The sequence below is a fragment of the Moorena sp. SIO4A1 genome, from assembly GCF_010672065.1.
Taxonomy (GTDB): domain Bacteria; phylum Cyanobacteriota; class Cyanobacteriia; order Cyanobacteriales; family Coleofasciculaceae; genus Moorena.
Map to the genome: position 1 here is coordinate 93,960 of NZ_JAAHHX010000016.1, position 11,583 is coordinate 105,542.

Genomic DNA, 11,583 nt, shown 5'->3' on the forward strand with positions numbered 1-11,583 from the left:
ACAGTTTGGTACTCGGACTTCCATCCCAAAACCCGATCGAGATGATTTTGGGATGGGTGTGATGCCGAGAGGCATATAGAAATACCTCCCGACATCCTAATTTAATGGCTAGCCATCTAACTCAACTGTCACTTATCGGTAACCTCCTGAATGATTCGGTTCCAGAAGTCTTCGTTACTCATATCTTCGGAAGCTTGGTAGGGCTCCAATGCCGAGTATAAGTTGACTTCAACCTTGTCGATCTTCCCGTCGAACTCAAAGGGAGCGCGATCGGCATAGTCTAGGGAAACCGGAGCCCCCAGATCCGTGCCGACATCGAAGGTTTCACTGGCACTGAAGGCTCCCATGACGATTGTTTCGATAGTGGTTCGGTCCACTTCATCACCATCCACTCGTATAACCACTTCACCTGGGTCATCGAAACTCTCGATGGTTGTTTCTACTTCAATGGTGTGATGATCGGCAGAGAGCGGTGCATCTGATGCAGCCTTATAACGATCTAAGAGCAGCATATTGTACTCGTACTTGAGAATTCCGTTGTCCATAAACAAGCTCACACCGCCACCGGAACCTCCCAAGGCATAGATAACGCCGGAAGCCAAAGGATTTTCACCCAGATCGACATCAATCGTAACCAGGTTGCTTTCACGACCTAGACCCGGTGCAGTGAATTCAGGCATACGAGTTGTGCTTTCATCAAAGACCCAGCTACTGTAGGGACTCCCGATCCGCTCTTCGGGATGAGTGTTGATGTACAGGCCGCCCCCAATGGGGAATGCCAAATTCTCTTCTGCTTCTTCCAAGAACAGTTGTTTCATTACCTCCAAAAGCTCTGGCTCCTGAGCGGCCAGATCGTGCATTTGAGTGAAGTCCTCGGTAATGTGATACAGTTCCCAAACATCCTCATTGGGATCCCAGTCAAGGAAGCCCTCTGCTGATTCAGCTATATTCCAGGGGATCTGAGGACCGAAGGTGCAGGCATACCAGCCATCGATATAGATGCCTCGGCTGCCGCTGTTCTCGAAATACTGAACATTCTTTCGATCCTCTGCGTTGGCATCGTCGAAGGTGTACTTCATGCTAATCCCATCGAGGGGTTTTTGCTTGAAGCCGTAAACCTCTTCAGGGGGGGTAATGCCCAGGATCTCGTAGATAGTTGGAGCGATATCGTTGACATGGTGAAACTGAGACCGGGGGGTTTTGTCGGGGGTGATGCCATCGGGCCAGGAGATTACCATCGGGTTGCGGGTACCACCGAAGTGGGAAGCAACTAGCTTGGTATAACGGAAGGGGGCATCCCCTGCCCAGGCCCAAGCGGCGTGGTACATGTTTTCGGTTTTTGGGGTTCCCAGGGCATCAAGTCCGCCTAGTTCGTCGAGAGCATCAAGTTGCTCCTCGATCGTACTGGGAATTAGATTCTGGGCAAGAAATTCGCTGATAGTGCCCTCCTGACCTTCGGCACTGGCTCCGTTGTCACCAACAATATAAAAGACGATGGTATTGTCGCGAATGCCCAGATCGTCGAGTTCCGAGATCACCTTACCAGCCTGGGTATCCACATGTTCGAGAAACCCTGCATAGACTTCCATCAACCGCCGTTGGAAGTCACGTTCCTCATCGGGAATCTGATCCCATGCTGCCATGTCATCAGGCCGAGTAGCTAGCTGCGCATCTTCTGGAATCCAGCCCAGGGCTTTCTGGTTGTTAAAGACCCGCTTTTGGTACTCGTCCCAGCCGTCATCGAATTTACCCTTATACTTATCTGCCCATTCCTTGAAGATGTGGTGAGGACCGTGGACTGCCCCTGGTGCCCAGTACATCAAGAAGGGTTTGTCGGGAGAATAGGAACGGTGGTGGCGCATCCAGGCGATCGCTTTATCCGCCATGTCTTCACTGAGGTGGTAAGTCTCGTCGTGGGGCGGCTCTATGGGGTTGAGGTTCTCATAGAGGCGCGGCTCATACTGAGAGGTTTCCCCCGCAAGGAAGCCGTAGAAATAGTCGAAACCATGCCCGGTCGGCCAGCGATCGAATGGACCCATAGCTGTGGTCTCATTAGCTGGGGTATTGTGCCATTTGCCAAAGGCAGAGGTTTTGTAGCCGTATTCCCTCAAAACTTCGGCGACCGTGGCAGTGGTCTTGGGAATAACCCCCAGGTAACCATCCCAGTCCACCGCAAATTCTGCGATCGTACCTGATTGGGCTCGGTGGTGATTGCGCCCCGTTAAGAGAGCGGCGCGGGTGGGCGAGCAGATGGCAGTAGTGTGAAAGGTGTTATAGGCAATCCCTTCATCCCACAGACGGCTTAGGGTCGGCATGTGGATCTCGCCACCAAAGGTGTCAGGCTGCCCGAAGCCCACATCATCCAGCAGGATAATCAGGATGTTGGGGGGATTTTCGTTGGGTATATAGTTCGGTTCCTCGCGCCGGATCATGGTGGTGGGCTCGTCCAAAGTCGGTCCGGCAACGCTGGCTGATGGCACTGGCGGGAATGGCAGGGTCGAGCCATCAGCAGTTTGTGCCAAGACAGGGGGAGTAATACTTCCCAATAGGAGAGAGATGGCGATCGCAAATATCGCGATCGCTCTCAACATTCGGTTTAAAAAATCCTTGAAAAACATGGTTAAAACCTTGTAAAAAGGAATAACAAAATCTCGATCTCAAGCTTCCATCCCAAAACGCGATCGAGATGATTTTGGGATGAGTGGAGGGAGTCAATTACTTCTACATTAGACCTCTTGCATAAATGCAAAAATGGATCCAAAAATGGGACCGAAAGTATTGGTCTTACCTAGCCAAAATAGACTTTTGCAAGAGGTCTATTTTTTTGCTATTCGGAAATTGACTTTGCCGACATTTCCTAGCTTAGGGGTAAGCTATCTCTGTGGATAATCAAAAATTCCAACTTTCTCAGCTATAAGATAGAATTAACTAATTTTCCAACAACTATAACTTTTCCTTATACTTGGTGGCAGGGTAAGCGCAAGAATCAATAAGCTGTGGCTTATTGAGAAAAAAGCTAGCTCATTCTCAACAAATTAACTCTATTGCGAGTACAGTTCTAGGAGATTATAGGGCTTTCAAACCACGATCAACCGATATCTAACCAATGCACATTATGAGCCATTTTTTCTTGGGCTTACCCTGCTGGTATAAATCCCTTTCCACAAAAGCATTCCCACTACCCACACTTAAAATCGGTTTACTGTAGTCATAGTCAACCAAAGATTTAATTCTGGTGGTAATAAACTTGCGGTATTGGGGAATGTAGATACTAGGAGTGATGGAATCCTGGTAGGCTTTCCCTTCTTCCCAAAGATCATAAATATTCTGACCCTCCTGCCTCGGTTTGGGGCGTTGCTGAATTAAGGAATGAATCCGCGATCATCTGGTTTTATTAAAGCCCCCGTTGGTCCCCCAACTTTGGGGGACGCAAGAAAGTTTTGTTCCCCCCAGAATTGGGGGGCTAGGGGGGCGCAACCATACCCAGAATCAGCAACGCCCGGTTTGGAGTAGTAATTTTCTGTAGATACCAAAGTTTCCGGATTCATTGCATTTAATAATTTTGTAGCTGAACTGTGGGTGAATGGAATAAGCTTAGACGCACACACATTGCACTTTTTTGTTTTTGACAGCCTTATAGGTAAAGAAATCAGCAGCAAACATGAATGCGTCTAAGCTTACAATGCAATTAGCTACTTCAACGGAGAGTTAGTGGTGAATATGGGCATTGCCATGCTGAAGTAGATTCTTCAGGAGGAGGTTCAAGGTCTATGGTCACCTTCTTAATTGTACCTGTGAACTCAAAAGGTAACCGATCCTTATAGTTATGAGTTACTGGTGAGAGTAAATCCATCCCTACATCTTGAGTTTCCAGAGAATATCGTGCAGGTACGGTTTTTTCGATGGTGTCAATAGTAGTAAATACATTACCCTCATTATCATCCATTAAGAGAGTAACCTCACCTCCATTACCCTCACCGTCTCCATAAGTTCCTGAGTACAGGAAACAGAATGTCAGCTTGACATTATCACCAGTGAGAACATTGTTTTGAGACACAATATCATAGTGATCGCCAAGGTAGTTTAGAGTATAGTAAAGTTTGTTGTTCAGGATGTAGAAGCTATAGCCTCCCGTCTCTCCACCGAGGGCCAGGAGTACACCTTCAGCGCCTTCCTCAGGAATCATTACCTCAGCAGTAACTTGATGAGATTTGTTTTTCACATCTGGTGCTGTCCCTTCTGGCAGTCGAACCGCGCCTTCATAGAAATCGAAATGATAGCGTCCTGCAGTAAAACTGGGACGTAAACTAACATCACCTCGTTCAACAAAGCGATCGTCCAGAGGAAAAACATTATACTTACCTCCCTCAACGAGGAATAAGTCTTTGAGTTCCTCTAATTTATCAAGATAATCATCTTTTTCTTCTTCCTCCGATTTGGATAAGTCTTTGCCTTGAGAGAAATCAGTCTTTAAATCGTACAGTTCCCACTCATCTTCATCGAAAGGTTTAAGAGGTTCATCGCCAACTGGTTTTGCATGCACAGTTGATGCCATCCATTCGTGTTCTCCTTCATCCTTGTAGATGCCTCGATTCCCAAACATCTCAAAATACTGAGTTTTATGAGTACCTTCAGCACCTTCTCCATCATAATCATCATCAAGTATCTTACCAAAACCAAAGGTATAGGCTAAACTCACCCCTTCTATCGGCTGCTGCTGGATGCTGTTAACGATCTCTGGTTCCTGAATCCTAGTTACTTCCAGAATTGTCGGTGCGATATCAATAACATGGTGAAACTGGTCTCGGATCTCCCTTTTGTCTGGAGTCGGGGGAATAACCTTTGGCCATTTAATAATCATGGGATTGCGAGTACCGCCAAAATGGGAAGCTACCTCTTTTGTCCATTGGAAAGGTGCATCCGTAGCCCAAGCCCAGCCAACGGAGTATCCTGGCGAGTTTCCCTTTCCACGCATACCCCACTCCTCTGCACACTCCTTGATTTCTTCAAGAGTAATCTCAGGGCCGAGTCCGTTAAGATTTTTCATGGTGTTGCAAGTTCCATACACACCACCGCCTGCTGAACCACCGTTGTCACCCACGATATAGACGATCATGGTGTTTTCTACTTCCTCTTCAGGAATAGCATCAAGGACACGACCGACCTCTACATCAGTGTATTCTAGAAAAGCCGCATAGATTTCCATCTCCTTTGCTAATGCCGCACGTTCGCTGTCGTCGAATTCTGTATCATCATCCCAAGCAGGTATTCCTTCTGGGCGAGGGGTAAGTACAGCATCAGCAGGAATTATACCGGGAGTTTTCGCAGTTTCACCGTTAATGCCCTTCTGACGATTGAAAATTTTCAAACGCTCTACGTCCCAACCGTCATCAAAATCACCTTCGTAATTATCGCGATAATCATCTGGTGGTTGGTGAGGTGAATGGGTAGCACCGGGAGCAAAGTAAAGGAAGAAAGGGCGATCGGGTGCAATTGAATGCTGATTGTTCATCCAAGCAATTGCTTTATCGGCAAGGTCATGGGTGAGGTTGTAGTCTTCTCCATCACTGGTTTTGGCTGGTGCATTGATTGGGTTCTGATTTTCATACAGTGCTGGAAACCATTGGTCTGTTTCTCCACCAATAAATCCGTAGAAGTAATCAAATCCCAAACCATTAGGCCAGCGGTCAAAGGGACCAACCATACTGGTTTGGTTATCAGGAACATTGTGATTTTTACCGAACCAAGCTGTGCTGTAGCCATTTTCTTGGAGAACTTCGGCAATGGTGGCTGTGCTTTTGGGAATCAAGCCTTTATAACCAGGATAACCTGTTGCCAGTTCCTGAACCACTCCACTGCCCACCGAGTGGTGATTGCGTCCTGTTAGTAGAGCCGCACGAGTTGGCGAGCAGAGGGCAGTTGTGTGGAATCGATTATAAGTTATCCCTTCGTCTGCTAGCTTCTCCAAAGTTGGTGTTTTAATCGAGCCACCAAAGGTTTCTGAGGAACTAAATCCCACATCATCCAAGAGGACAAGGACAATGTTAGGTGCATTTTTTGGGGCTTCAGGGGATTCCATAATTGACTTATCTGGCTCCCCGGAAGTTTCGTAAGTGACACCAATTTGACCCTTAAATTCTGGGTCTGGTTGGGGCAAAATTTCCTGAGCCAAGGCTGGCGGTACCAATACTCCTAGGGAAAAGATCGCCACAACTAGGAGATTGAGTAATCTTTTAAGTTTCAGAACAGTTTTCTTCATACACTTAGTGCTGTTAACATTTGAGGTTTTCATTAGTTAACTCTTTGTTGACATCCTCTCCGGCCTGGAGGCAGCGTGATAGATCACATCTGGTTTCGCAGGAGCAGCATTCGATGTCAATGGCCATAATCGCATCAGGGTGGGTCATGCCCACTCTGTTGTGCTATGGGGTAAGTCAAAGACCTCAAGTTCACTTTAGTGGTAAGGTATCTCTGTGAATAATCAAAAATTCCAACTTTCTAAGCTATAAGATTTAAATAACTAAGTTTCAAATTGTATTAGTTTTGCTTATAGTTGGTTGGATTATTTTTTTGATAGAGTGGTGCTTAAATGATTTTGTTAATTGATACCAACAATAGTAAAACTACCCAAGCTGAGGATGATCCTGGGACAGGCAATCAGAATATTTTATCCAAATCCTTTACAGATGTGGATAGTTTCAAAGAGTTTTTTGAGTATCAAAATAAGGAAATAATACAACTCAGTCCCGGTCCTCTTCAAGCTGAGTTTTTGTCGATTCAGGTTGGTAACTTATATTTCGTCTGTAATCAGGCGAACCAAGGGATTCAATTTTCGGGTGAGGGGGGAAAGGAATACATATCTTTTGCGATACTTTGGTCTGAGAATGAAAAGGAATATTACTCTTTCCGTCACCCTGTGGAGCCTCAAAGGACTATTTTTGGTTTCAATAACAAGGAAGCAGACGAAATCTTTCCTCAAGGTGCAACCTTGACACACATTATAATGCCTGTTAAAACGTTTGATACTTATGCAGACCAACTACAACGCCACGATCTAGACGAGAATTTCCGGAGTAAAAATCATGTGAATTTGCTACCAACGGGGATGAACGAAATTAAAGATTACCTGAAAGAACTTGTTTGGTTAGCATTACACAAACCTACTTGGTTACAAAAACCTCACATTGAAAAACTCGTTGCTGATGATTTCCTTCCTTTGTTGATTAGTAATATTCCCACTAAGTTAAATTCCAAGTGTTTTCTCAAACCTTCCCGAAGAGCAAAGTTGATTGCCCAAGCTGAAAAAGAAATGTTAGCCAACTTAGACAAACCTCTGACCTTAAAACAGCTAGCTCAAAATTTAGGGTCTAGCAGTTCTGCCTTATCTTATGGTTTTCAGGACTTATTTGGCTTGAGTCCCATGCGCTATCTCAAGGTACGACGACTTAATGCAGTGCGAGAATGCTTGAAGGCAAGCGAACCAGAAAGTTGTACCATAGCCATCGTTGCTAGTGAATTTGGGTTCTACAGTCCTTGTCATTTTACTAAAGATTACAAAGCTATGTTTGGGGAGTTACCTTCAGAGACATTGCGAAACACTGCAAACTAAGCCTTGAGTATCGAGGGATAAATATAGCAATTATCATAGCTATGAGGTCTACAATTTCGGGATTTTAGGGAATCGGGAATCGGGAATCGGGAATCGGGAATCGGGAAAGAGAGGGGAGTGTGGGAGGTGTGGGGAGTGTGGGGAGATGGGGAGTGTGGGGAGTGTGGGGAGATGGGGAGATGGGGAGATGGGGAGATGGGGAGTGTGGGGAGTGTGGGGAGATGGGGAGATCTCACAGGGGTAGGTTTTGATTAAGGGTAATTATCCTGACATGATGATATCAGATGGATTTACCAAGCTGGCCAATCGGTTTGGTAGGCACTGCCTACCTTACACCCTACACCCTACACCCTACACCCTACTCCCTACACCCTACTCCCTACTCCCTACTCCCTACTCCCTACTCCCTGGAAAATGCTATAGATTTGACGGCAACTTGGTATAATTTTCTAAAAATAGCAAAATTAAAAACAGTACAAGCTCTTTAACTAGATGTCAATCATGAAAATTGATCATGTTCATTTCTATGTTAGAGATGCTACAGTTTTTTCTGATTGGTTAGTCAACATTCTTGGCTTTCAACGGGTCGCTAGTGGCAGTAGTCACCATACCTACACAGAAGTTGTCAAAAGTGGCTCAATCACTTTTGTTATCTCTTCACCTCTGACATCAACAAGTCCTATTGCTGAGTTTTTGCGTCTACATCCTCCTGGGGTGGCTGACATCGCTTTTCTAGTAGAAGACCTGGAAGCAGTGATTGAGAATGCGATCGCTCAAGGAAACCAAGTGGTAAAATTACCTCAGGAGCAATTGCAAAGACAGGGACGGCTAAAGTGGAGTAAAATCCCCTCCTGGGGTTCTCTGGTTCATACCCTAGTTGAGCGGGATGGCATCTGTGAGGAATCCTTTTTCCCGGCTCAGTTGAACTGGATCACGAATACTGCTGATGGTAAGGTACCCTCCCTTAGTAGAGAGGCAAACCAGGTCAATAACAATCCTCAGACCATGTTCACCACCATTGATCATGTGGTACTTAACGTAGCTGCTGGTGAGTTAGAACGGGCAGTAAATTGGTATCAACACGTGCTGGGATTTTGCCCACAACAAATATTTTCTATTAAGACACAACAGTCTGGTTTATACTCTCAGGTCATGGTTGATTCCACTGGTGAGGTGCAGTTGCCCATCAATGAACCAACGTCTGCTAATTCCCAGATTCAGGAATTTCTAGATTTCAATGGTGGACCAGGAATTCAGCATATTGCTCTTAGAACTAGCAATATAGTAGAAGCGATCGCTCAACTCCGTGGTCGAGGTTTGCCGTTTATTGAAGTTCCTTCCAGCTACTATAGGGAGTTGCGGCAAAGACCAGGGGGCTCTAATTTACCTTTACCAACAGCAGAATGGGAAGAAATTGCTACCAGACAAATTTTAGTAGATTGGCAGCAAGAGTTTCCCCAAGCTTTGTTACTTCAAACCTTCACCCAGCCCATTTTTGGCAAGCCTACGTTCTTTTTTGAAATCATTGAGCGCCGCTTTCAGGCCAAGGGCTTTGGAGAAGGGAATTTTCGTGCTTTGTTTGAAGCCATCGAGCGGGAACAGAACAAGCGAGGAGCTTTAGGAACTGGTGAATTATCCAGGTGAATTCAAGCTATTCCAGCTCGATCCCTTTTTCCTGCAATTTGGCTAAAAGGGCTTGCATCTGTTGTCGTTCCTGAGCCAACAAGGCTTCAGCTTGCTCTGCTCTCGATTCAGCTTCTTGCTTCCCTTGGGCTAACTCAAGATAGGTAGCAAAAGGCTTGCCATCCGGTCGATAGATCTGGAGTTGTGTACCACTCATATCAAACCGAATCCCCAATCTCGGACTCACCCAATCGCTGATCGAGTCAATCACCTCTAACTTACCCTGATTACGCAGCCAGCCACTCAAGTCCACTTTATCTGGGTCATAGAGATAATACTCTTCAACCCCATAGCGGTCATAAAATGCCAGTTTTTTGGCCATTTCGGTGAGGGTGTTTCCTGGAGAGAGTATCTCAAACACCACTTGTGGGGGGATATTATCTTCTTTCCACTGTAGATAGGAACTACGATCACCTTTGGGTCTACCAAAGATCACCATCCCATCAGGAGCAGTACAAATTTTATTATTGCCTTCTACGGGATACCACAGTAAGTCTCCTACCACCAAGACATTAGGGTCATCCTGAAACAGGGCATCTAAACCGCCTTGAATTGTGACAATCCAGCGAAACTGTTTAGTATTGTCTGACATCGGTTTTCCATCACGTTCGGGGTAGATGACGTCTAGTTTAGTCGGAGAAGATAGGGGTGCAACCATTGCTTGACCTCTGTTATAGTGTTCAGATTCTTGACGGTTGACGGTTGAGTGTTAAAGGTTTTGGAAAAACCCATCAACTATTATTTCTTCCAAGGAAACTTGGTACCCATCTCAGTTAGAGCAGAAAATACTAGATACAGGATGAGTAGACCAACAGTAGCTAGAAACAAAACGATATCATTATCCATAAAATTAAGGGAATCGGGAATCGGGAATCGGGGAGAAGAATTTAGGCCAATATAACCAAAAAATTAGTTGATATAATTATACTAAATAAAGACTCCCTAGCATTCAGCTGTATGCTGAATGCTTACACCACTAATGAAGCTTCCTGTTCTCTTCAACAGATAACAATTGGTCAAGCCAACCCTGAAACTCTTCTACAGAAGCAATAGTAATTCCTTGTCGAAGCAAAGTTTTCAAGACAGAGACCGACTTAATCTGGTTAATTGTCTCAACCAACTCCCTTGGCAAATCCTCAAATCGTACCTGAAGCACTTCCAAAAGAGTCTCTCGACTAGTTTGGAGAATGCCTTCTTCCATCCCCTCTTTACGAGCAAGGCGCTCTATACTGGTAACATAGGGCATTGTGCTTTCTTCCTCAAAACTGCTGTTCTTGCTCAAGAGACAGCAATTGGTCAAGCCAACCCTGAAACTCTTCAACAGAAGCAATAGTAATTCCTTGTCGAAGCAAGGTTTTCAAGACAGAGACCGAGTCAATCTGGTTAATTGTCTCAACCAACTCCCTTGGCACATCCTCAAATCGTACCTGAAGCACTTCCAAAAGAGTCTCTCGACTAGTTTGGAGAATGCCTTCTTCCATCCCCTCTTTACGAGCAAGGCGCTCTATACTAGTAACATAAGGCATTGTGCTTTCCTCCTCAAAACGTCTGACTTGCTGTTTAAACCCAATCTGAAAGCTATCCGGTAATGTCATCATCCAGTCGATGAGCCGGAATAATTCTAGGATATCTTGTCTACTATACCCTCGTTGATAAAGACTCTTGGCAATGCTTAATTTGCCCTGATACCGTCCCTCGGGATTTTGAACAGTTTGCTGAGTGGTGCGATGTGCAGCCACAATCACAGCAAAAGGATTAGTGCTTTGTTCTAGTTTAGACAGCTGATAATCTAACAGCTTAGCTACTGGAAACTGCAATAAAACTCGACAACCCCAAATCTCGTAATTGTATTCAGTTGGTCGCCAAGACTCTTCATCATCAGCGAGAACAGCTAAACTGACTACCTTCCGTCGATACATATCAAAGATGCGATAGTTGTAGACGTACATCCTTTCCGCAAAGACTGACTGAGCCTGACTCTGTACTTCCACATGAATCAGTACCCACGTTTCTTCACCGTCTTGTCGCCAAACTTTGACCAGTTTATCGGCTTCCCTGCTGCCAATTTCTGCATCTCGAGCCACCTGTTGGAATTCTGTATCAAGAAATTCATAGCCTCTTTCCCAGTCAATGTTACGGTCAATCTCGGGAAAAAAGAATGCCATGAAGGATTCAAAATAGATGGAAAGCGCTTCTTTCCAGGGATTATCGTAATCGGCTCTTGGATTGGTCATTGAGTATGATCAAGCTGAATTATGCTATCTTAGCAAAGCCCTTGTCAGCCAATTCCT

The 11,583-nt window shown here is 45.3% G+C and carries 9 protein-coding genes; 4 read left to right on the plus strand and 5 right to left on the minus strand.

Annotated features, from left to right (window positions below; all coding sequences use genetic code 11):
• Positions 1-128: 128 nt before the first annotated feature.
• Entirely contained in the window at positions 129-2,450 is a 2,322-nt protein-coding gene (locus F6K53_RS15050) for an arylsulfatase (protein WP_293081226.1), read from the minus strand.
• On the opposite strand from F6K53_RS15050, the gene F6K53_RS15055 reads away from it, so the two are divergent.
• Positions 2,437-2,634: a hypothetical protein gene (locus F6K53_RS15055; RefSeq protein ID WP_293068964.1), complete on the plus strand. Its 198-nt coding sequence runs from the start codon at positions 2,437-2,439 to the stop codon at positions 2,632-2,634. The two genes, F6K53_RS15050 and F6K53_RS15055, sit on opposite strands and share 14 nt — an antisense overlap.
• A 1,063-nt stretch (positions 2,635-3,697) precedes the next feature.
• On the opposite strand, the gene F6K53_RS15060 is transcribed toward F6K53_RS15055, so the two are convergent.
• The gene (locus tag F6K53_RS15060) at positions 3,698-6,292 is read right to left on the minus strand and encodes an arylsulfatase (RefSeq protein ID WP_293068966.1); all 2,595 of its coding nucleotides are present in this window, start codon (positions 6,290-6,292) and stop codon (positions 3,698-3,700) included.
• Positions 6,293-6,589: 297 nt separating this feature from the next.
• Between F6K53_RS15060 and F6K53_RS15065 the strand changes: the two genes are divergently transcribed.
• From F6K53_RS15065 to hppD, 3 genes are all read left to right on the plus strand, one after another.
• Positions 6,590-7,609, plus strand: a complete 1,020-nt coding sequence (locus tag F6K53_RS15065) for an AraC family transcriptional regulator (RefSeq protein WP_293027035.1) — start codon at positions 6,590-6,592, stop codon at positions 7,607-7,609.
• 284 nt (positions 7,610-7,893) lie between these two features.
• Positions 7,894-8,097: a hypothetical protein gene (locus tag F6K53_RS15070; RefSeq protein WP_293068971.1), complete on the plus strand. Its 204-nt coding sequence runs from the start codon at positions 7,894-7,896 to the stop codon at positions 8,095-8,097.
• A 13-nt stretch (positions 8,098-8,110) separates the two neighbouring features.
• A complete protein-coding gene (gene hppD, locus F6K53_RS15075; protein ID WP_293068974.1) occupies positions 8,111-9,253 on the plus strand; it encodes a 4-hydroxyphenylpyruvate dioxygenase in 1,143 nt (380 codons plus the stop codon).
• A gap of 7 nt (positions 9,254-9,260) precedes the next feature.
• Here hppD and F6K53_RS15080 read toward each other — a convergent pair whose 3' ends face one another.
• From F6K53_RS15080 to F6K53_RS15090, 3 genes are all read right to left on the minus strand, one after another.
• Positions 9,261-9,950: a Uma2 family endonuclease gene (locus F6K53_RS15080; RefSeq protein WP_293027020.1), complete on the minus strand. Its 690-nt coding sequence runs from the start codon at positions 9,948-9,950 to the stop codon at positions 9,261-9,263.
• 318 nt (positions 9,951-10,268) lie between these two features.
• Complete coding sequence (locus F6K53_RS15085; protein WP_293027016.1) at positions 10,269-10,538, minus strand: hypothetical protein; 270 nt, start codon at positions 10,536-10,538, stop codon at positions 10,269-10,271.
• 13 nt (positions 10,539-10,551) lie between these two features.
• Complete coding sequence (locus tag F6K53_RS15090) at positions 10,552-11,526, minus strand: transposase (RefSeq protein WP_293027013.1); 975 nt, start codon at positions 11,524-11,526, stop codon at positions 10,552-10,554.
• Positions 11,527-11,583: the final 57 nt, after the last annotated feature.

Coding starts and splice junctions, on each gene's coding strand:
- hppD (WP_293068974.1), top strand. CDS start 8,111: ATGAAAATTGATCATGTTCATTTCTATGTTAGAGATGCTACAGTTTTT.
- F6K53_RS15060 (WP_293068966.1), bottom strand. CDS start 6,292: ATGAAAACCTCAAATGTTAACAGCACTAAGTGTATGAAGAAAACTGTT.
- F6K53_RS15085 (WP_293027016.1), bottom strand. CDS start 10,538: ATGCCCTATGTTACCAGTATAGAGCGCCTTGCTCGTAAAGAGGGGATG.
- F6K53_RS15090 (WP_293027013.1), bottom strand. CDS start 11,526: ATGACCAATCCAAGAGCCGATTACGATAATCCCTGGAAAGAAGCGCTT.
- F6K53_RS15070 (WP_293068971.1), top strand. CDS start 7,894: ATGGATTTACCAAGCTGGCCAATCGGTTTGGTAGGCACTGCCTACCTT.
- F6K53_RS15080 (WP_293027020.1), bottom strand. CDS start 9,950: ATGGTTGCACCCCTATCTTCTCCGACTAAACTAGACGTCATCTACCCC.
- F6K53_RS15065 (WP_293027035.1), top strand. CDS start 6,590: ATGATTTTGTTAATTGATACCAACAATAGTAAAACTACCCAAGCTGAG.